At 60.8% G+C, this 19,123-nt stretch carries 20 protein-coding genes; 14 read left to right on the plus strand and 6 right to left on the minus strand.

Going from position 1 to position 19,123, the window contains the following annotated elements; all coding sequences use genetic code 11:
* Positions 1-51: 51 nt before the first annotated feature.
* From ABXH26_RS15835 to ABXH26_RS15865, 7 genes are read left to right on the plus strand one after another with little or no spacing between them, the layout of a single operon-like run.
* A complete protein-coding gene (locus ABXH26_RS15835; RefSeq protein WP_353568067.1) occupies positions 52-798 on the plus strand; it encodes a Spy/CpxP family protein refolding chaperone in 747 nt (248 codons plus the stop codon).
* Positions 799-817: 19 nt separating this feature from the next.
* Positions 818-1,129: a glycogen-binding domain-containing protein gene (locus tag ABXH26_RS15840; protein ID WP_353568068.1), complete on the plus strand. Its 312-nt coding sequence runs from the start codon at positions 818-820 to the stop codon at positions 1,127-1,129.
* Positions 1,129-2,448 carry a Glu/Leu/Phe/Val family dehydrogenase gene (locus tag ABXH26_RS15845; RefSeq protein ID WP_353568069.1) on the plus strand — a complete coding sequence of 440 codons (1,320 nt, stop codon included), beginning with the start codon at positions 1,129-1,131 and terminating at the stop codon, positions 2,446-2,448. Before ABXH26_RS15840 ends, ABXH26_RS15845 begins: the two co-directional genes overlap by 1 nt.
* Positions 2,445-4,400 (plus strand): FAD-binding oxidoreductase, encoded by a 1,956-nt coding sequence (locus ABXH26_RS15850; RefSeq protein ID WP_353568070.1) that lies wholly within the window; start codon positions 2,445-2,447, stop codon positions 4,398-4,400. Before ABXH26_RS15845 ends, ABXH26_RS15850 begins: the two co-directional genes overlap by 4 nt.
* Positions 4,401-5,141 (plus strand): hypothetical protein, encoded by a 741-nt coding sequence (locus tag ABXH26_RS15855; RefSeq protein WP_353568071.1) that lies wholly within the window; start codon positions 4,401-4,403, stop codon positions 5,139-5,141.
* On the plus strand, positions 5,138-5,956 hold the full coding sequence (locus ABXH26_RS15860; protein WP_353568072.1) for a cytochrome c3 family protein: 819 nt from the start codon (positions 5,138-5,140) through the stop codon (positions 5,954-5,956). The genes ABXH26_RS15855 and ABXH26_RS15860 overlap by 4 nt, the downstream gene beginning before the upstream one ends.
* Before the next feature lie 3 nt (positions 5,957-5,959).
* On the plus strand, positions 5,960-6,304 hold the full coding sequence (locus ABXH26_RS15865) for a DUF1622 domain-containing protein (RefSeq protein WP_353568073.1): 345 nt from the start codon (positions 5,960-5,962) through the stop codon (positions 6,302-6,304).
* 965 nt (positions 6,305-7,269) lie between these two features.
* Here ABXH26_RS15865 and ABXH26_RS15870 read toward each other — a convergent pair.
* Together ABXH26_RS15870 and ABXH26_RS15875 are read right to left on the minus strand one after the other, a co-directional pair.
* The gene (locus tag ABXH26_RS15870) at positions 7,270-8,898 is read right to left on the minus strand and encodes a glycogen synthase (RefSeq protein ID WP_353568074.1); all 1,629 of its coding nucleotides are present in this window, start codon (positions 8,896-8,898) and stop codon (positions 7,270-7,272) included.
* A 42-nt stretch (positions 8,899-8,940) separates the two neighbouring features.
* Complete coding sequence (locus ABXH26_RS15875; protein WP_353568075.1) at positions 8,941-9,948, minus strand: hypothetical protein; 1,008 nt, start codon at positions 9,946-9,948, stop codon at positions 8,941-8,943.
* Positions 9,949-10,174: 226 nt separating this feature from the next.
* Here ABXH26_RS15875 and ABXH26_RS15880 point away from each other — a divergent pair, with 226 nt between their 5' ends.
* A complete protein-coding gene (locus ABXH26_RS15880) occupies positions 10,175-10,399 on the plus strand; it encodes a hypothetical protein (protein WP_353568076.1) in 225 nt (74 codons plus the stop codon).
* A 48-nt stretch (positions 10,400-10,447) separates the two neighbouring features.
* On the opposite strand, the gene ABXH26_RS15885 is transcribed toward ABXH26_RS15880, so the two are convergent.
* From ABXH26_RS15885 to ABXH26_RS15895, 3 genes are read right to left on the minus strand one after another with little or no spacing between them, the layout of a single operon-like run.
* Positions 10,448-11,020: an RNA polymerase sigma factor gene (locus ABXH26_RS15885; RefSeq protein WP_353568077.1), complete on the minus strand. Its 573-nt coding sequence runs from the start codon at positions 11,018-11,020 to the stop codon at positions 10,448-10,450.
* Positions 11,010-11,492, minus strand: a complete 483-nt coding sequence (locus ABXH26_RS15890) for a Spy/CpxP family protein refolding chaperone (protein ID WP_353568078.1) — start codon at positions 11,490-11,492, stop codon at positions 11,010-11,012. The genes ABXH26_RS15885 and ABXH26_RS15890 overlap by 11 nt, the downstream gene beginning before the upstream one ends.
* Positions 11,489-11,785: a hypothetical protein gene (locus ABXH26_RS15895; protein ID WP_353568079.1), complete on the minus strand. Its 297-nt coding sequence runs from the start codon at positions 11,783-11,785 to the stop codon at positions 11,489-11,491. Before ABXH26_RS15895 ends, ABXH26_RS15890 begins: the two co-directional genes overlap by 4 nt.
* A 261-nt stretch (positions 11,786-12,046) precedes the next feature.
* Here ABXH26_RS15895 and ABXH26_RS15900 point away from each other — a divergent pair, with 261 nt between their 5' ends.
* Entirely contained in the window at positions 12,047-12,433 is a 387-nt protein-coding gene (locus ABXH26_RS15900) for a hypothetical protein (protein ID WP_353568080.1), read from the plus strand.
* Between the two features lie 38 nt (positions 12,434-12,471).
* On the opposite strand, the gene ABXH26_RS15905 is transcribed toward ABXH26_RS15900, so the two are convergent.
* A complete protein-coding gene (locus tag ABXH26_RS15905) occupies positions 12,472-13,005 on the minus strand; it encodes an RNA polymerase sigma factor (RefSeq protein ID WP_353568081.1) in 534 nt (177 codons plus the stop codon).
* 91 nt (positions 13,006-13,096) lie between these two features.
* Here ABXH26_RS15905 and ABXH26_RS15910 point away from each other — a divergent pair, with 91 nt between their 5' ends.
* The 5 genes from ABXH26_RS15910 to ABXH26_RS15930 all read left to right on the plus strand — a co-directional run bounded on the left by ABXH26_RS15910 (position 13,097) and on the right by ABXH26_RS15930 (position 19,023).
* Complete coding sequence (locus tag ABXH26_RS15910) at positions 13,097-15,550, plus strand: copper-transporting P-type ATPase (RefSeq protein WP_353568082.1); 2,454 nt, start codon at positions 13,097-13,099, stop codon at positions 15,548-15,550.
* 144 nt (positions 15,551-15,694) lie between these two features.
* Positions 15,695-15,985: a hypothetical protein gene (locus ABXH26_RS15915; RefSeq protein ID WP_353568083.1), complete on the plus strand. Its 291-nt coding sequence runs from the start codon at positions 15,695-15,697 to the stop codon at positions 15,983-15,985.
* 68 nt (positions 15,986-16,053) lie between these two features.
* Positions 16,054-16,671 carry a hypothetical protein gene (locus ABXH26_RS15920; RefSeq protein WP_353568084.1) on the plus strand — a complete coding sequence of 206 codons (618 nt, stop codon included), beginning with the start codon at positions 16,054-16,056 and terminating at the stop codon, positions 16,669-16,671.
* A 904-nt stretch (positions 16,672-17,575) separates the two neighbouring features.
* Entirely contained in the window at positions 17,576-17,983 is a 408-nt protein-coding gene (locus ABXH26_RS15925; RefSeq protein ID WP_353568085.1) for a single-stranded DNA-binding protein, read from the plus strand.
* 212 nt (positions 17,984-18,195) lie between these two features.
* Positions 18,196-19,023 carry a hypothetical protein gene (locus ABXH26_RS15930; RefSeq protein WP_353568086.1) on the plus strand — a complete coding sequence of 276 codons (828 nt, stop codon included), beginning with the start codon at positions 18,196-18,198 and terminating at the stop codon, positions 19,021-19,023.
* Positions 19,024-19,123: the final 100 nt, after the last annotated feature.

A 19,123-nucleotide genomic window follows, 5' to 3' on the forward strand; every position in this document is an offset into this window, starting at 1 on the left:
TCACCCGAAGCTCCTTCCGGCGATGCGGGCCTCGCTCACCAGCTCTCCGCCTTGCGGGAAAAGGTCGCCACCCTAGAGAGCCAGCTTTCCGAAGGCGGTGGCAGCACCGGCATGGAGATGCCTTCGCAGACACCGGCCGCAGGAATGGAAGGCATGGGGGGAATGGGTAAGAAAATGGGCATGATGGGAGGGATGGGGATGATGAACATGGGGGACGGCTCCAACGGCAGCTCCGGAGGCATGGACATGGGAGGTGGCTCCAGCAACGGCACTGGCGGCATGGGCATGGGCGGTATGGGCATGGGAGGCATGGGCATGGGAGGCATGGGCATGATGCAGATGGACAAGATGAAGATGGCCGGGATGATGGGTATGAAGCCCATGATGGGCGGGATGCAGGGTATGGGCGGAAGCTCGCCGCTGCCCGGCTTCCCCGGCGCCTCTCATCTCTATCATCTGGGTTCAACCGGCTTCTTTCTCGATCATGGCTCGCACATCAGCCTGACGACCGAGCAGACCGCTGCCCTCAACCAGATCCGCGAACAGAGTGCACTGGCCGCAAGCGCCTCCGAGCGTTCCATTGAGAAGGCCGAGGAGGAATTGTGGCAGCTCACTTCCTCCGACCAGCCTGACATTTCCGCGATCCAGTCCAAAGTGGAGGAGATTTCGAAGCTCGAAGCCGAGAAGCGAATTGCCTTCATCCGGGCGGTCGGCGAAGCGGCCAAGCTGCTGTCCGAGGACCAGCGGAAGAGTCTCACCGGCTTTGCTCCACCGGCACCTGCCATGGAGGGAATGTAACACTAACCCACCGAACCCCATGACCAAGAAAACCACTACGGCCAAGAAGGCCCTCAAATCCGTCGAATTCTCATGTGTGGCACCGAAGGCTCAGTCCGTTTTCGTGGCGGGCACCTTCAATGACTGGAACCCGGAAGCCACTCCCCTTTCGTTCTCCACCAACGGCAAATGGAGCACGAAACTCAAGCTCGCGCCAGGTCGCTACGAGTTCAAGTTCATCGTCGATGGCGAGTGGTGCTGCGAGCCAGGGTGCGAAGGCGAGTATCACGGCTGCAAGAAGTGCTGCCCGAACGAGATGGGCACGATGAACCGTGTTCTGGAAGTCGCCTGATGGACAAAGGATCGAAGATTGAACCGGACCTCTTCCAGGCCGCACTTAGCCGGCTGGAAGAGGCTGCCGGGCATTGTAGTGCTGATCCGGAGACCCTAGAGCGACTCCGGCATCCGATGGCAACCCTGCATGTCTCGGTCCCGGTTCGGATGGACGACGGGTCGCTACGCATCTTCGAAGGCTACCGCGTCCGCCACAATGACGTCCTCGGGCCGACCAAGGGCGGCCTTCGTTTTCACCCGCAGGTCGATCTGGCCGAGGTCAATTCGCTGGCGTTCTGGATGACCTGCAAGTGCGCGGCGGTGGGAATCCCGTTCGGCGGCGCGAAGGGCGGGGTCACCGTCAATCCCAAGGAACTCTCGAGGCTGGAGTTGGAACGCCTTAGCCGTGGCTTCATCCAGCAGATGGCCGGATTCATCGGCCCGGACGTCGATATTCCTGCTCCCGATGTGTACACGAATCCGACCATCATGGGCTGGATGGTCGATGAATATTCCCGAATCCATCGGCGGCGAATGCCGGCGGTGATCACTGGAAAACCGGTCCCGCTCGGTGGCAGCCTGGGCCGCGGAGAGGCAACGGGCAGAGGTGCCTACCTCTGCATCAAGGAACTAGAGAAACGCCGTGGCTGGGATCCTGCGGACATCCGTGTGGCCGTGCAGGGCTTCGGCAACGCCGGGCAGCAAGTTGCGGAACTTCTTCATCGGGATGGATACACCGTGGTTGCCATCAGCGACTCCCAAGGGGGGGCCTACCGCGATGCGGGCTTGGACATCCCGAGAATCATCGAGGAAAAGAACCGGTCCCACTCCCTTGCCGGGCTCTATTGCCATTGTTCGGTCGCGGAGTGCGATCCTTGCGAGAATGAAGGCACCCGGCAGATCACCAATGCCGAGTTGCTCGAACTGGACGTGGACCTTCTGGTTCCGGCCGCCCTTGAAAACCAACTCACCGGAGAGAATGCGGAACGAGTCAAGGCCCAGTTCATTGTCGAGGTCGCGAACGGCCCCACCACGCCCGAGGCGGACAGGATTCTGGATGCCAAAGGCGTCCTGGTCGTGCCCGACATTCTGGCCAATGCCGGAGGCGTCACCGTGAGCTACTTCGAATGGTTACAGAACCGGTCCGGTGACCATTGGACTCTTGAAAGAGTCCGCGAGCGACTCGCAGAGCAGATGTCCTCTGCGTTCGAGGGCATCTACACGCGCATCGCGGATGGAGCAATGAGCTTCAGAACCGCGGCCTATGTCCACGCCATCGAGCGGATTGACGCGGCGGTCAACTCGCAGGGAACCTACAGCTATTTCAGCCACCAATGACGATCCCCTTCTTCATCCGGCCGCTCTCTCTGCGGCCTTGCATCCCTATCCGCGCGATCGGCAAACGAAGCCGCCGATCACGTCTTCTATCTGTTCTGGGGCTTTCCATGCTCCTTTCCGGCATGGCTGGCGCCATCAGCCAGGAAGAGCACGAAAGTCACCACCCCGAACAGTATGGCAAGGCATCTCAGGATGCCGGAGGAGGTATGATGGGTATGATGGGTATGATGGGTATGATGGGTGGGAAGGGTGGCATGATGGGTGGAAAGGGCGGAATGATGGGTGGGGGAATGGACGGGATGATGGAGAAAATGGGCGCGCCCAAGCCCAAGGATCTCTACCCATCCTTAATGAATCTCCCGGAACTTACGCCAGAGAAACGGGAGGAAGTCCGGAAGCAGGCGGATGAAAGGGTCGGATCCGGCACCGCCCTGATGGGTAAGGGACTGGACTCCTTGTCCAAAGGCGCCGCCAGAGAGGACCACGCCGCGATGCAGGAGGCGATCTCTGTGATCCAGGAAGGGCTTGCGCAGCTGGACAGCGGTCTCGCGGCGCGCCGCGCCCTCGCTGAGGGAAAGGCACCCAGGAACGTCGCCCTTCAATGGTTCAAGCGTGAGATGAATCTTCTGCCACCGGCCGCAGCAACCTCGGATCACGCCTTTGGCGGCTCGGTTTTTCATGCGCTCACCATCCTGATCCTCGGAACGTTCGCCGCGGTCATGATCTGGATGTATTTCTTCAAGATGCGCCGGGCCTCGGCACTGCTCAAGGAACTCGGATCGCCCGGTGCCGTCGCCCCGGCGGCCGTCCAGGCTCAAGCTCCGGTGGCGCAACCTCAGGCCCCGGCAGTCAAGTCTGCACCTCCTGCCGAACCGCCGGAATTTCCCGCCATGCGCTCGCGCACCGAGCCCGTTGAAAAGTGGTCCGGCAAGTTGCGGGTCTGCCGGATCTTCGACGAGACACCCGACGTCAAGACCTTCCGCCTTGCCGCAGAAAACGACGTGGCGCTCCCGTTCACCTACTACCCAGGGCAATTCGCCACCCTGACCATCGAGATCGACGGCAAGAAAGTGAAGCGATCCTACACCATCGCTTCCACCCCCACCCAGCTCCACTATTGCGCCTTGACGGTGAAGCGCGAGGATCAGGGGCTCGTTTCCCGCTACTTGCACGATAACATCAAGGAGGGAGACCTCATCGAAGTCAGCGGGCCGAACGGAAAGTTCACCTTCACCGGTGAAGAAGCGTCCAGCATCGTCCTTATTGCCGGGGGCGTCGGCATCACGCCGATGATGAGCGCCATCCGCTACCTCACCGACATCGGCTGGCACGGGGAGATTTATCTGCTCTATTGCTGCCGCACCACCCACGACTTCATCTATCGTGCCGAGCTGGAGCAGTTGCAGCAGCGCAACCCGAATCTCAACGTATTCGCGACGATGACCCGCGCCGAGGGCACGGTTTGGATGGGGCTGAAAGGGCGCTTCAGCGCTGAGATCATCAGCTATCTCGTTCCAGAGATCGACAAGCGCAGGGCCCATGTCTGCGGTCCTCCGGCGATGATGGGCGCCATGGTCGGCATGCTCAAGGAGCTGGGCGTGCCCGATGACCTGATCAAGACCGAGGCATTCGGGCCGGCGAAGAAGCCTGCCGAGAAGGCACCGCCAGCAGAGATCCCGGTCCCCGCCGATGCCCCGGCCGTCAACTTCACCAAATCCGGCAAGTCAACGCAACTGCCGCCAGACCAGACGGTCCTTGAGGCCGCCGAGTCCATCGGCGTCGAGATCGACAATTCCTGCCTCTCAGGGCAATGCGGGCTGTGCAAGGTGAAACTCTGCAAGGGCCAGGTCAGCATGGAGTGCGATGACGCGCTCTCCGACGAGGACAAGGCGACCGGCCTGATCCTCGCCTGCCAGGCGAAGGCAACCGAAAATCTGGAGGTCGAAGCCTGAATGAAGGAGCGTGAAAAAATCGTGGTAACCGGACTGGTGGTGCTGATGCTGCTCACCTGGTTGGGCTTCGCCTTTCACCGTTCGCCAGACTTCGCCGGCAGTCTCTGGGGCGGAGTGCTCGGAATTTCCGGAGCTCTCCTGATGCTGGTTCCGCTGCTCTATCTCTTCATCAAGCGAATCGCTCCTCTCAAGCGAATTGTCACCCGATACATTCCGATGCCCACCCTGCTGCGATGGCACATCTATGCTGGCATCATCGGACCCATTCTTGTGATCCTCCATTCCGGGCATAAATTCGAAAGCGCCCTGGGGATCGTACTCACCGGCATGACCCTGATCGTCGTGGTCAGCGGCTTCATCGGCCGCTACCTCATGAGCTTCATCAGCGGTGAAATCCGCGAGCGGAAGCAAGCCCTGGTGGAGTTGAGAAGGGAATATGATCTGTTGGCTGCCGGGGGAGCGGGGCTCAACACTTTATCCCCTTCCGGGAGTCCTCTTCGCGCGGTCAGGTCCCGCTTGCGTTCATGGCTCGCACCCGAGGTGGATCCAAGTGCGGCAAGAACTCTCCGCCTGGTGGAATCGATCGCCGACCTGGAATATGCCATCGCCTCGAATGAAAAATTCAAGAAGGCCTTCGGGCTTTGGCTGAAGTTCCATATCGTCATTTCACTCGTTCTCTACCTGCTGCTGGGACTGCATGTCTGGGCGGCGATTCACTTCGGCCTGCGTTGGTTCTCATGAAGCTCAAGACCGCAATCCTCATCGCCTGTCTGGTGTTTGCGGCCCTGGCTGCCGCCACCTACTTCGCTCCCGGCCATGGCCATGGCGGGCGCGAGGGGATCACGAGCGCCGCTGCCTGGCAACGCATGGCCAACCCGGGAACCCTCTCCGAGGCGCACGCCTTTCTCGACCACAATTGCAATGCCTGCCACACGCCGGTCAAGGGGGCGGAGGCCACAAACTGCATCGTCTGCCACGCCAACGATCACGACATCCTCCAGCGGCAACCAACCGCCTTCCATGCCGATGTCGGGAATTGCCGAGACTGCCACTCCGAGCACCGGGGGCGCCATGCCGAGATCACCAAAATGGAGCACGATGTTCTCGCCGATATCGGGAGAAAGCAGCTTGAGCAGGCCGCCTCCCCCGACAGCGAGTCAGCCGCCCTGCTGGAGTGGCTGAAGAAGGCCGCCGATTCTCCCGATGCGACTTCGTCGAACTTTGTGCATCCGGCATTGACCGCCAACGAGCGCACCCTCAACTGTGCGACCTGCCACCAGAACGACGACCGCCATTTCGGACTGTTCGGGCAGGACTGTTCGTCGTGTCACGAAACCGCGCGTTGGTCGCTTCCCGAATTCCGTCATCCACCGGCCTCCTCGAAAGACTGCGCCCAGTGTCATCAGCCTCCCCCCAGCCACTACATGATGCATTTCAACATGATCTCCAAAAAAGTGGCAGGCATCGAACACGCGGACGTCAGCCAGTGCTTCCTCTGCCACCAGACCACTTCATGGCCCGACATCCGGGGTGTCGGCTGGTACAAGCATCATTGAGCCATGGAGCACTTCCGCCACATCATGGACATTGTCGGCACCTGCGTGGATGCGATCGGTGTCCTTATCGTCGTGGTCGGGGCATTGGCTGCCTCGATTCGATTCCTGAGATGCCGGACGGGCGGCGGATACCGGCGGTTTCGGGAGGACTTTGGCCGGGCCATCGTGCTCGCACTCGAATTTCTCGTCGCCGGCGACATCATCCGCACAGTGGTTGTCGCCCCAACTCTGGAGAACGTCGGCGTCCTCGCGATCCTCGTACTGATCCGCACGTTCCTGAGCCTGTCGATGCAGTTGGAGATCAGCGGGCGATGGCCTTGGCAGGAACGGCGGGAGCCAATCCCCTGACCTTGCCGATTCCATCGAGAACGTGAGTTTGTGGAGGGCATTAAGCTCCGGATGCTTGCATTGAAGTGGTTCCGCACGCCCCACTCTTGGTGAGGCCCCCTTGGCCAAGCTCACGATGGCTCCTGATTGCACGACGCAGGAGAAAAACGTGAACTCCCACTGAATAATTTTGCGGGCGTCATGGTCGAACACCGTGAGTTTAAACCGGAATATCCAATGAAAGTAATCAATACAGTGAAACGACGCGGACTGGTGGCAACCCTTGGGGTTGCCGTGTTTGCCCTCTTCTCAAATTCTTCCGCCAAGGCAGGCGACCGACATCACGGCTGGCATGGGCATGGGCACCACTCCGTCCATCATCCACACCACGCGCGCCATCTACCTAGCTACTCGCACCATCAGAGGTCGGGGGCTCACCATCGACAGCGCATCCACCACTCATATGTGCCTCATCAAAGGCGAGTCCATTATCGCTCCGGATGGCATCACGGTCACGCTGCCTCAAGAGGCCATGCCCGACCCTCCCGTCAACATGCAGGTGGACGCCAAACCCATCAAAGAGTCCATACCAGTCCGCGAGGTCGTCATTAGACATCATGCGGCCCGGACAGATTGCGAACCAAGGGAGGGACAAGTTGATACTTGTCCCTCTTTTCGTGGGAGGACTTGGCACTGCATCCAGCCGAACGGGAAGGGTTAACGAATGCTTTGGGGTTTTACTCAGGTGAGAGGCACGCCGATGAAAACACTCAAGTCACATCCACACGGGTCTGGTGGCGTTCGATGCTCGGTTTGCGGGGATCGAATTCGCTCGTGTGAAGAGTGCGTCTGGCACCAACACGAGGGTCGTTTCATGGTGGTTTGCAGCAAGCCATGCCTGAACAGCCTGCGGAGGCAACTGGATAACGACGAGAGCAAATAGCGAGTAGAGGCACTTTTCAGCCTGCTCGCTTTGGGTTGCTGCCTTACGGAGAAACGGTCCATCCCGATACCTGGCCCGCCGTGCCCTGATAAACATCGGAATATTCCAGCATCATCTGCTCCGGTGAGAATGCCAGCCCCGCTTCTTTCATGACCCGGGAAACCACACGGGCCTTCTCGGGCTTGGCGAGACCATGAAATCGTATGGATTCGCTGATGGCCCATCGGAGGCCATTGCTGTCGTAGTTCTCGAAGAGGAAGCCGTTGCCGATGTCACTCCCCTGCAATTGCCGGACCGTGTCGCGGAGTCCTCCCGTCCGATGGGCCACGGGAAGAGTCCCATAGCGGAGTGCGATCATCTGGGCCAGCCCGCAGGGTTCATAACGAGAAGGGACGAGAGCAAAGTCTGCGGCCGCATATCCGAGCCGTGAAAGATCCTCGTTGAAATCTCGGATTGCGACCTGTCCGTGAAGGCCATGCATAGAGACAATTTCATGGAAATGCTTCTGGAACGGACCGTCCGCCACGATCGCGAGCTGGATACGAGACCCCATCTGGTCGGCGGTGAGCTGCCCGAGAATTTCAGCCAGGAGCTGGCAGCCCTTCTGAACAGGATCCAGGCGCGAGGGCCAGAAATACAACGCCGCATCGGGGTCCACGGCCAGTCCTGTCATTTCTTGGAACGCAGCCTTGTTGATCGCTTTGCCTTCGGTCGCCGTGGTGGCATCGAAACAACGGACGAGGGAGGGATCGATGGAGGGGTCATAGGAGCGATGGGGCGCATTCAGGATTCCTCGGGCGGCACCGCACGAGCAACGCCATTCCAAATGCGCTCTCAGGGGATGGGCGAGGCTGCCCTGACTGCCCTGGCTCAACTCATCCATGAAAGTAGGGCTGACCGTGGTGACGAAGTCGGAACCGATGATGCCGCTGGCCAACAGATCGACGCGGTTGTGTTGCCGGGTTGACTCGTAGTGGGTGGGATAGTTCTCAAAGTAGAGCGAACTCCAGAACTCGGCCGCGTCGATTCCGTGGCTCTCAATGCATTCGAGTGTGAGCCTTTCCGTGTGGGTATTGTGGATGGTGAAGACACTCGGGATCCCAAGCCTCCTCGCTGCCGCAGGCACCAGCCCGGTCATCCAGTCATGGCAATGGACAAGGTCAGGATCCACCCGTGGAATGACATTGTTGATGACCTCCCGCTGAAATGCCAGAGCGATGTCGAGATTGGTCGCCTCGTCGTAAAGCTTCTCGCGGTAGTAGAAGCTCCGGTCTTCCGCGAGGTGGACCGTCTCGAGCCCATTCTTGCGTCTGTATTCCCTCCAGCTCGAGGGATCGAAGTGATTCGGATCGACGCCGAAGAGCCGGCGATAGTGGGGAAGGGTCACATGCACATCGGAACCCATTCGGTGAAACCCTTCGAACAATGCTGCGGTGACATCGGCGAGACCGCCTGCCTTGGCAGTGATATTGGGCTGGATGCGGGCGAACTCCGCCGGCAATGAGGAAAGCTCGGGAGTGACGTGCAGAATTCGAATGCCTTCTCCTCCGGAGCCTTTCGATCTCCTCAGACCATCGGGAGTCTCGCCACCCCGTGGTTGGGTCGCGCCGGGGACTTGCTTTGATGCGCTCCCCCCGGACGAGGTGGCGAATTCATGTGATGAGCTTCCCATAATGCACACCTCCCGGGTTTGGAGTCCGGATGGATCAGCCTCTCAGTCTCCGGCTTTGGGCTGGCGGTTCTCCTCAAGCCACTCTTTTCTAGCAGCCAGGAGAGACTTCAGCTCGGTAAGGTCGGCCTGCTCCTCCCGGAACTTGCGGTGGACCACAACGAGCTTTCTGATATCCTCCTGAACTTCGGCAAGGCCTTCATCCACAGCCTTCTCGAGCTCCCGTGCCAGATCCCGCCCAACCTCACTGGTTTCGGGCTGTGGCTCAAAAAGCAACTCGTCCTTCTGGGCTTTGCGCTTGTCGAGCATGGACCGGTGGGCGTCGATTTCGGTCTGAAGGATCTGCCGCTCCTCGGATGACATGTTGTCGTTCTCAAGCGCCGTTTCCGCGCGACGGATGCTCGCCTCGCAACGTGCGATGGCACGATCAAGGATACCGGTCACCTGCTCCCGCTGTTCACGGTCCATCGTTCGGTTGTGCCGGTTCTGCCGCCACTCATCACTGATCTGGACGGTTTCCTCAAACCATCCGTAGCCGCCGGTGTAGTAGCCGGAGCCGCCGACACTCTCGTATTTCTTGACGTGCTCATCCCTGGCGAAGGACAGCGACAGCTTCACCACCTGATCGAGGTGTTTCACCACCTCCGCGTCCAGATGATCAATCTCCATCTGCACGTCGCCAACTGCCCGTTCCTCCGTACCCGCCCTCAGCTTCTGCTCCAAGGTGCGGCGTTGGGCCACAAACTCCTCAACCGCTGCTTCGAGTCCCTCGATCACCTCGATTTTGGCCTTCCCAAGCCGGAATCCGGAATCGGGCGAGTCCTCCAGTCTGGCAAGCTTTCCGACCAATCGTTCGAGCTTCGCATTCAGCCGGTGGTGGATCGTCTGGATTTCGTTGGCCAGCTCCACGATCCTCTGGTCGCCTGCTTCGACTCGGGCTTCCATCAGCTCAACGATGCGCTCCCGCTCCCGCATATCGGCGCTTTCCTCCTCCGCTGAAATCAAGGGCAGGAGCAACGGAAGGGAAATGATGGTGGTGATGATTGTTTTCATGGGATACTTGTCTGAGATCAGGTTTTCGGACAGGTGGTGAAACCCCGGAAACTCTGCTACCCCTTGGATTACCGATCCGTAACGACATTTTCAGTTCCGATCGAGTGAATGATGCAATCGCCACGAGGGGCCGGGCGTCTGCCGGTGTTTCACCAGATGAGGCGAGTCGGCACCGACACCCCCCTGCAGTATCTTCAAGTCCGAAAACATCAACCGTCTGACCGCCATGACCGATCCCTACATCCCCGAATACAATGAGGAAACCTGCGTCGTTTGCGGCAAGGGCGTCGGCGGCGGACGGGGCTACTGCCGGCTCAACCACGAGGGTCACATGGTCGAGCTATGCTGCCCGCTTTGTCTTGCGGCCTTTCAGAAAGGCGGGGGTATTCACGATACGATTCGCGAAGGGAACCGGGCGCTCCACCCGCGACAACGGAAAGATCCGGGCTGAAACGGTGATCCGTCCTGCGAACCAATGACGTGGGCGGTTGGCCGAAGCTTACGACAGGATCCCCTTGAGCAACTGGCGGGCACGATAGATCCGGGTCTCCACCGCCTTGGGCGAGCAGCCCGCGATGTCCGCGATGTCCGCGTAGCCCATGCCTTCGTAAACGAAGAGGATGATCGCCTGCCGCAGGTCGGGCGGCAAGGCGACCAGAGCTTCGCGCACCTTCTGGTATCGCTCGGCAGAGTCGGCGTGTTCGTCCGGCTGTTGACCGGGGTCGCTGGCTTCCTGAACCAAGGGGTGCCCGTCGTTATGGGTAGCATCCAGTGACACCGTGGGATGTCTCGACTTCCAGCGGGCGTGGTTGCGCGCCAGGTTCGCAGCGATGGAAAACAGGTAGGTGCTGAACGCCCCTTTTGGTCGGTAGCGCTTCCGGGCCTTGTAGAGGCGGACAAAGGTCTCCTGCGTGAGATCGACCGCGACCTCGCGCTGGCCGGTCATTCGATAGAGAAACGCGTTCAGCCGTTGAGCCCACCGATCCATCAGCACGTTGAGGGCAAGATCCTCGCCACTCGCCAGGCGCGACATCAACTGCACTTCATCGACGTCTTCCATCTCATTCTCCATGGACGTCTCCGGGTTCGCTGTGGCTGAAGTCGAGGGCGAATGGCAACATCATGGTCAGGTAACGCTGCGCCTGCTCCTCATCCAGTATGGCAGCAGTTTCATAGAGGTGTTCAAGCATCGCTTCCTGACACTCGGCATGAATCCGGGCATGATCCTCGATGGCCGCCTTCAGCTCGGGGGTCACGCCTTGGGCGCCCTGTGACGCCTCCTCCAGTCGTAGGTGCGCTTTCCGAATCCGATGGCACATTTCCTCGCACGTGGGTCGGTACGCGACATGGAGTTCCCGAACTCTCTCGAACTGCTCAGGGCTAAGGTTAAACTCGGCACGGCACCACTCCAGCTCGGGCAAATCGTCGATCAAGGCTCCGTGGGGCGCGGGAGCTTTGTGAGTTTTAACTGCGAAGAAAACGCAGACCCCCATCATTAGGGAGATCAGAAGAACCACCCCTCCGTACTTGGCAGAATTCTTCATGGCGTGTGCTCTTGGGAAAACGGGCTGATCGACTCGGCATAGCTGAGCTGCGCATCCTCGGCCGTCGGCGTGCTCGCGAGGCCCAGCCAAGCTCCGATCACCACTGTTGCCGCGACGGTCAGGGCGGCAGGCAACGGACGAACCAAGCTGGCCAGAGCCCGATGGAACCAGGACGCGACGGACCGTTGCTCCGCGTAGGCGATGCGCGTCCACACCTCGCTCCGGAAGCCCTCCGAAAGCGGCGGCTCCTGCGCCGCAGCTCGAAGAAGATCATCTAGTGGATCGTTGTTCATAATCTAGTGGATCGATTTTGGCAGGAATCCCGACCCGCTTGTCACGCCGGATTTAGTCGAAGTGACCGAAACACGAGGAGAATTCCGCTCAGTGAAACCCCGCTCCTACCACAAACCCTTGGATTCTGTGTTCCGGCAGAAAACGCGGAGAAGTTTGAGGGTTTGTTCCCCAGTCGAGGTTGAACGTATCAGGACGGATTCCTCGAGCGCTCCGCCCACTGAAGCAAGCAGCTCGAACAGATCGAAACAGAGAAACGAACCATGAAAACAATCGTCACAACCCTCAGCGCCCTTGCCTTGGCAGTCGGGATGCTTGGAATCGCCGAAGCGCAATCACCGAATCGCGCTCCTTTCTTCCGATCCACCAAGAGTGTGGAGAAGATCAGCTCGATGAAACCGGGGGATCGCTACGTCCTAGTATGCAGGGACTGCGAGACCGCGACCGTCGGCGAGATTGCCGATGCGGCGGACGCCGAGAAGCTCTGCCACGACGGTGGGACGATCCACTGCGACGGTTGCAAGAAGAAGGTGACGATCAAGCGCGTCGGCCCTCCAGGAAAGGGTACGCCAGCCCGCACGAAAAGGGAGGTGACCTATCTCAACAGTAAAGGCGAAGAATGCATGGTGCTCATCCCACTGAAGGACTGAACAAGGCGTCCAGAACAAGCTGCCAAAGCGCGGGGATCTCAATGGTCGGTCCCCGCGCAGTCGCAGTCGAGGCAGCCGTGCGAGGCGCAGACCTTGCAGCTGCCTTCGAGAAGATCCCTCAGTCGGCGTCGGGCGCGATGGTGCTGCACCGTGAGCGCGTTCGCATTGGAACCCCGTTCTGCGGCCAGGTCGCTGGCCCGCTCGCCGCCGAGGTCGATCCTCCGGATGAGTTCGGCGTAGCTCTCGGGAAGATCGGGAAGCAAACGTTCGAAACAGCAGCACAACACCCGTTCCTCTTCAGGGTCAGCCGGAGTGCCGAGCTGATCACCGAGGCGGTCGAGCGCACGGTTCCGCGCGTCGTGTCGCCGGTGCAGGTCGATGATCGTCCGACGGAGAATCCGGTAGAACCACGGAACAACCGCCTCCTCGGACGGCTGGCGCTCGGCGGTGATAGCCTTCAGCAGGCTATCCTGCACCGCGTCCCGCGCCAGGTCCGCATCGCCGAGTCGGGACCGGGCGAATCCGGTGAAGGCATCAAGGTTCGCCAGAAGCGTCTCGGAAATCTCAGGCATGGCGGGAAGCGAAGATCGGGGCAACGTTTCAAATCCGAGGTGTAAGCCTCGGGAAGGTCGTGCGTTTGCACCCGTGAAAGCCAACAAATCCATGAACAAACACGAGCATCATTTCCACAATAAGCCGGAGCGCTCCTGCTGCCAACATGATCCCCAACCCGAGCCGCCGGCCAATACGGAGGAAGGGAAAAGCTGCTGTCACGGGCACGAGGAGGTGCCCGGAGAAGGGCACCATCATTTACCGAAGGCCTCGGAGCCCCAGGACGAGAGCTGCTGCCATGGCGGCAATCACCATCACCACGGTGACGTGAAGCCGTCCGCTGGTGCGAAGTATTTCTGCCCGATGTGCCCGGGCGTCGAGAGCGACCAGCCGGGCGACTGCCCGAAGTGCGGCATGGCGCTCGAGCGCAACCCGCTATGGCAGCCGGCGACAATCTACACATGCCCGATGCACCCGGAGATCGAGCAGGACCATCCCGGGGACTGCCCGATTTGTGGCATGGCGCTCGAGCCGAAGACCATCACCGGTCAGGTCGGAGAGGCCGGGGAGGACGATGAGGCCCGCACGCTTTCCCGCAAGTTCTGGATCGCACTCGCCCTCACCGTCCCGGTCTTCGTGCTGGCGATGGGACACCTCGTTCCCGGCATCGACACGCTGGTGCCGAAGCGGATTTCGAAATGGGTCGAGTTCGTCCTGACCACGCCGGTGGTGTTCTGGGCGGGCGGAATGTTTTTCACCCGGGCCTGGAGATCGATGGTGAACCGGAGTCTGAACATGTTTACGCTGGTCGCGGTCGGAGTCGGGGCCGCCTACGCATTCAGCGCGGTGGCCGTCATCGCGCCCGGTCTGTTTCCAGAATCCTTCCGCCAGCACGGCGAAGTCGGCCTGTACTTCGAGGCAGCGGCCGTCATTACCACGCTGGTTCTGCTCGGACAGCTTCTTGAAGCGAGGGCCCGCAGCCGCACGGGGGCGGCGATCCAGGCGTTGCTCGGGCTGGCTGCCAAGACCGCCCACCGGGTGCGCGACGGCAAGGAGGAGGAGGAGGTACCGGTCGATGCGATCGCGAAGGGCGATATCCTGCGCGTGCGGCCGGGCGAGAAGGTGCCAATCGACGGCGTGATCACCGAGGGCCGAAGCAACCTCGACGAATCGATGATCACCGGCGAGCCGGTCCCGGTTGCCAAGGGCGACGGCGACCCGGTGATCGGCGCCACCGTCAACCAGACCGGCAGCTTCCTGATGCGCGCCGAGAAGATCGGCTCCGAGACCCTGCTCTCGCAGATCATCCACATGGTCGCCGACGCCCAGCGCAGCCGCGCGCCGATCCAGAAGCTCGCCGACACCGTGTCCGGCTGGTTCGTGCCGGTGGTCATCGGGGTGGCCGTCCTCACCTTCGTCGTGTGGGCGGTCTTCGGCCCGGTCCCGGCCATGGCCTACGCTCTGGTCAATGCGGTGGCGGTGCTGATCATCGCCTGCCCCTGCGCCCTCGGACTAGCCACGCCGATGTCGATCATGGTCGGTGTCGGGCGCGCCGCGCAGAGCGGGATCCTGGTCAAGAACGCCGAGGCGATCGAGACCACCGAGAAGGTGACCCACCTGGTGACCGACAAGACGGGAACCCTCACCGCGGGGAAGCCCCGCGTGGTCGACACCGAGGCCAAAGATCCGACGAGGATGCTTCAACTGGCGGGCTCGCTGGAACATAGCAGCGAGCACCCGCTCGCCCGGGCGATCGTCGATGCCGCGAAGGAGAAGAACCTGGAGCCGCTGGACACCCGCGATTTTGAGTCGACGACTGCCGGCGGGGTGACCGGCCGGGTGGACGGCGAGACCGTGCGCGTCGGGAAAGCGGCTTTCCTTTCCGATGCCGGCATCGCCATCCCGGATGATCTCCGACAGAATGCGGAGTCGTGGCAGGAGCAGGCGAGGACGGTCGTGTGGGTCGCCATTGGCGACGAAGTGGCGGGCATACTCGCGATTTCCGATCCGATCAAGGACACCACGCCGGGTGCCATCTCCACGCTTCATGGCCTCGGCTTGAAGGTCATCATGTGCACCGGCGACAACCGAAGGACCGCCGAGGCCGTGGCGCGAGAGCTGGGCATCGACGAAGTGCATGCCGAGGTCACGCCTCAGGACAAGATCGAGATCGTGCGCAAGCTGAAGGCGGCGGGAGCCGTGGTCGCGATGGCCGGCGACGGCATCAACGATGCCCCGGCCCTGGCAGAAGCCAACGTCGGCATCGCCATGGGAACCGGCACCGACGTCGCCATCGAGAGCGCCGGCGTGACGTTGGTGAAGGGCGACCTCACGGGGATCGTCAAGACCATTGGCGTAAGCCGGGCGGTCATGCGCAACATCCGTCAGAACCTGTTCTTCGCCTTCATCTACAATGCGCTCGGCGTGCCGATCGCAGCGGGTGTGCTCTATCCGTTCTTCGGCTTGCTCCTCAGCCCGATGATCGCCGGTGCCGCCATGAGTTTCAGTTCAGTGTCCGTCATTGCAAACGCTTTGAGGCTCCGCCATGCCCGACTGAGCCAATGAAATGTTCTTATTTCAATTTTTCATCCGGGATGGCGGGCTTTACACTCGATTTTTCACCATCATCCAAAGAAGATTGTTTTAACGTCAAAGGATTCTTCGGATATTGGAATCGCATTCCTCCCCGGGAGGGGTAATGTTGCCTCAATGTCGATGTTTCAGCTTCGATTGCGGTTCTTCTTCACCAAGCGGATCTTTCTGTCCGTGCTGGCGCTCGGACTGATCTTCCACTTCGCGATCGATGGATTCGTGAAGGCGCAAATCGATAGAATCCGCTTCCCCGCGGGCTGGGAGGCAGCCGAGACACGGGTGCGGTCCCTGTTTGAGCGGCGGGCCGCCAGGGTGGTTTGGCTGTGGACACTTCTTCCGGCATCCATTGGGTGGATGCTGGCCGGCAATGCGGCCCGCCGGTTCGACCGACTCGCGTTCTCCCGGTGAGCCAGCGGAAGATCCCATGTTCCGGGAGGGATCTTGTCATCCAACCGGGAGACGAATAGATTCTGATCATGTCGATCAATGCCGAAGGGCTGACGCCGGAAATGCGGCTGCAAGCCGGTCACTACGAGGTTCTAGGGGAAACCTACGCCGCTTTCGAGCTGTTCGAGCATGGATGGAATCCTTACTCGAGGTTTCTCGACGTGGACAAAGTGGACTTCATTCTCCGGAAGCTCCATGCGTCCAAGCCGATCTACCGGGAGGCTCAGGTGAAGTTCGGAAAGCTCTACTCGGTCGGTTCGAAGTGGGAGAAAGCGCTATTCGATGTGACCTCGTGGAGGCTCTTCAAGCCCGACGAGTTTTCGGCCTATGACGACCGGAAGGACTTTTTCCTGATTTACGTGCTGTCCGCCGGTACCGGCACCGACAGGGAGATTTTCGTGTTTCCGATCAAGGAATTCAACCGCCTGATCGATTTGGCCATCACCCGGGGATCCAAGAAGGGAGGCACCAAGAAGGCGATGTACATTTCCCGAAGCAAAGCCGATACGGGGCGCTGGTTCATGCGCAAGGTGGGGGGAAAGATGGAGAGGATCACCGAAGAGAATTGCATCGAAGTGAGCAGATTCAGGAGAGCTTTCCATTTGCTCGATTTGGCGGATACGAAAGGGAAAGTCCGATCATCCTAGTTTTTAGATTCCGTCGTGCTGGCGTGGGAGAAGTCTCTCCCCCCGAGCCTACTTCGTGCGGCTCTCCCCTCTCTGCGGGTGATTCCCCCGCAACGCCCCCTTCTCGAAACCAGCGGCCTCCGGCACGGACCCGTGGTGCCCACCGGTCCGTGTCCGATCGGAGGCCGGTGCTATTCATGGCTCCGCGCCCCCGCATCATGCCGACCCGCCCCGGACTGCTGCATTCGTTCCTCATGCCATCAGATCCGTGTCGATCGGCTTCATGCGCCGGGTGAAGATTGACCAGGCTCCGCGCCACGCATGCCACACGTTCCGGCCTCCGCATCGACCGCCCGATCCGGCATAAACCGGCGGCATGGATTTCCCATGCGCGCCGTCCCCAGGGCGGCTGTGACCGCCGGGGGACTTTATTCCGTTCGGTCGGTGATCCCCCTCCCCGCCCTCCATTCCCCACCGTGAGCTTGCACGCTGGCGCGTGATCCAAGCCACCGCCCCGCTATTGCCAAGGGCAAGTTCGGCCGCAATGCCGCCTCGTTCCTGTCCTCGCTGTCCTCCCTTCCGCGCGCTCTCACTCCGGGGCCTCCCCTTACGGGGTCCGTCAAGGTAGTGCTGCGCCTCCACCTGGACGGAACCGAGCCCCTCACTCTATCGCTTGTGCAGGTCTGGGCAGCTCCGGCCTCCACCCTCTGGCATCCGCTTCGATTGGGCGGCGGCGCGTTCGTCGCGTCATTGATTTCGCTCGAACGAAAAACGCTCTTTGCGTTTGTTGTTCGTTTGTAATCAATGTGTTATGCGGTTTATTTGCTTGTCGATGGTGCCGTTTCGAGTTATGTTTTTCCCATCGGTCGGGGGCATAAAACCCTGACCATCAACCAGAACCGAAACCTAAATACCTGATCCAACCATGATCGACATGAACCAACTGACCATCACCGGGAACCTTGTTGCGAACCCGGAAACCCAGCAAGCCGGAGAAGCCACCGTGACCCGTGCCCGCCTCATTCACACCGAATCCTACAAGGACCGCGAAAGCGGAGAGTGGAAGAAGGGCGAGCCGATGGCCATCGACTTCGAAATCTGGAATGGCTACGGCGAGGCGTTCGCCAAAGCTGCCACCAAGGGCGCGGCTGTTCTCATCGAGGGCCGCATCCGTCCCAACAACTACACCCGCAAGGAAGACGGTGTGACCGTTTACGGCTACCGCGTGCGGGTGGACCGCTGGCAGATCGTGGCCAAGCCGGGAGCCCGTCCCGCAGCAAAAGGACAAGCCCGGACCCGCCGGGGTAAAGGTGCCTCAGCCGCCAACGGCTGACGGTAAAGAGCGGGAGCCGGGAGCGCGCCAACGCTTCCGGCCCCCTTCGGATCAATCACCCACTTAGCGAGAAGATGACTTTCCAGAACGAATCTAATGCCGGAACCCCGGCCCCGGCAACGCCGGATTTCAGCGCGGACATCCCGCTTGATTTCGCGACCCGTGCCCATGAGGGGGTCAGCCATTCCCCGGAACGCCGGGGGGCTTCCACCGTGAAAGGCTACGCCGACACCCTCTCCGCCGATCTGGTCGAGTTCACGACCCACGCGGAGAAACACGGCACCGGCGACCAGCTCGCCGAGCTGTTCCCCCGCTACCGCGAGGCATTGAAGCGCAGCACCCTTGCCCACCTTTCGGCGAAGTCGCGTTGCATTTCCTCGATGATTACGGGCGGAAGCAATTTCCCGGTGCGTCGCGCCGAGAAGGCCAACGCCTCCGAGCACCGGCGGCTTGAGGAGCTTCTTAACTGCCGGAAGCTCTGGCGGAAACGCATCCTGAAAGCCATTCTTCCCTATACCGGCCCGATCATGTTCGGCCATTCAGACGCCTGCGAGCGGCTGGCGGATGAGATCGCCAAGGCCGAGGATTTGCAGAAGCGGATGAAGGATGCGAACGCCGCGATCCGCAAGCACCGCAAGGCAGGGCCGGAAGCACAGGTGGCCGCTTTGGTGGCCCTCGGATACACCGAGGCCCGCGCCATCCAGCTCCTGAAACCGGATTGCATCGGGCGCATCGGCTTCGCGGATTTCGAGCTGAAGAACAACAACGCGAACATCCGAAGGATGAAAACCCGGCTTGTCAGCGTGGAGAAAGCCCACGCGACCCCGGCAACGGAATTGGAAGGGTCGAACGCCCGCATTGAGGATTGCCCGGCGGAGAACCGAGTCCGCTTGTTCTATCCGGGCAAGCCGGACGCGGACACCCGCGCCACGCTCAAGCGTTCCGGGTTCCGTTGGACTCCCTCGCTCGGATGCTGGCAGGCGTACCGCAACGACCGGACCTTGCCGATGGCTCGGACGTTGGCCGGACTGGAGGGCTGATCCGTCAACCGGGAGGGGCGGAATTTCTCCGCCTCTCCCCTTCCTCATCCGATACGATGGACCTAGTATATTTGAAGCAGGAAGCCGCGAGGCTGTTTCC

The organism is Haloferula sargassicola (assembly GCF_040362925.1).
In the GTDB taxonomy this organism is placed as follows: domain Bacteria; phylum Verrucomicrobiota; class Verrucomicrobiia; order Verrucomicrobiales; family Akkermansiaceae; genus Haloferula; species Haloferula sargassicola.

What these genes read in the sequence shown, in the direction of transcription:
- ABXH26_RS15920 (WP_353568084.1), top strand. Translation starts at nt 16,054, where the DNA reads ATGTCGATCAATGCCGAAGGGCTGACGCCGGAAATGCGGCTGCAAGCC.
- ABXH26_RS15855 (WP_353568071.1), top strand. Translation starts at nt 4,401, where the DNA reads ATGAAGGAGCGTGAAAAAATCGTGGTAACCGGACTGGTGGTGCTGATG.
- ABXH26_RS15900 (WP_353568080.1), top strand. Translation starts at nt 12,047, where the DNA reads ATGAAAACAATCGTCACAACCCTCAGCGCCCTTGCCTTGGCAGTCGGG.
- ABXH26_RS15880 (WP_353568076.1), top strand. Translation starts at nt 10,175, where the DNA reads ATGACCGATCCCTACATCCCCGAATACAATGAGGAAACCTGCGTCGTT.
- ABXH26_RS15875 (WP_353568075.1), bottom strand. Translation starts at nt 9,948, where the DNA reads ATGAAAACAATCATCACCACCATCATTTCCCTTCCGTTGCTCCTGCCC.
- ABXH26_RS15865 (WP_353568073.1), top strand. Translation starts at nt 5,960, where the DNA reads ATGGAGCACTTCCGCCACATCATGGACATTGTCGGCACCTGCGTGGAT.
- ABXH26_RS15850 (WP_353568070.1), top strand. Translation starts at nt 2,445, where the DNA reads ATGACGATCCCCTTCTTCATCCGGCCGCTCTCTCTGCGGCCTTGCATC.
- ABXH26_RS15910 (WP_353568082.1), top strand. Translation starts at nt 13,097, where the DNA reads ATGAACAAACACGAGCATCATTTCCACAATAAGCCGGAGCGCTCCTGC.
- ABXH26_RS15890 (WP_353568078.1), bottom strand. Translation starts at nt 11,492, where the DNA reads ATGAAGAATTCTGCCAAGTACGGAGGGGTGGTTCTTCTGATCTCCCTA.
- ABXH26_RS15895 (WP_353568079.1), bottom strand. Translation starts at nt 11,785, where the DNA reads ATGAACAACGATCCACTAGATGATCTTCTTCGAGCTGCGGCGCAGGAG.
- ABXH26_RS15860 (WP_353568072.1), top strand. Translation starts at nt 5,138, where the DNA reads ATGAAGCTCAAGACCGCAATCCTCATCGCCTGTCTGGTGTTTGCGGCC.
- ABXH26_RS15905 (WP_353568081.1), bottom strand. Translation starts at nt 13,005, where the DNA reads ATGCCTGAGATTTCCGAGACGCTTCTGGCGAACCTTGATGCCTTCACC.
- ABXH26_RS15870 (WP_353568074.1), bottom strand. Translation starts at nt 8,898, where the DNA reads ATGGGAAGCTCATCACATGAATTCGCCACCTCGTCCGGGGGGAGCGCA.
- ABXH26_RS15925 (WP_353568085.1), top strand. Translation starts at nt 17,576, where the DNA reads ATGATCGACATGAACCAACTGACCATCACCGGGAACCTTGTTGCGAAC.
- ABXH26_RS15885 (WP_353568077.1), bottom strand. Translation starts at nt 11,020, where the DNA reads ATGGAGAATGAGATGGAAGACGTCGATGAAGTGCAGTTGATGTCGCGC.
- ABXH26_RS15915 (WP_353568083.1), top strand. Translation starts at nt 15,695, where the DNA reads ATGTCGATGTTTCAGCTTCGATTGCGGTTCTTCTTCACCAAGCGGATC.
- ABXH26_RS15840 (WP_353568068.1), top strand. Translation starts at nt 818, where the DNA reads ATGACCAAGAAAACCACTACGGCCAAGAAGGCCCTCAAATCCGTCGAA.
- ABXH26_RS15845 (WP_353568069.1), top strand. Translation starts at nt 1,129, where the DNA reads ATGGACAAAGGATCGAAGATTGAACCGGACCTCTTCCAGGCCGCACTT.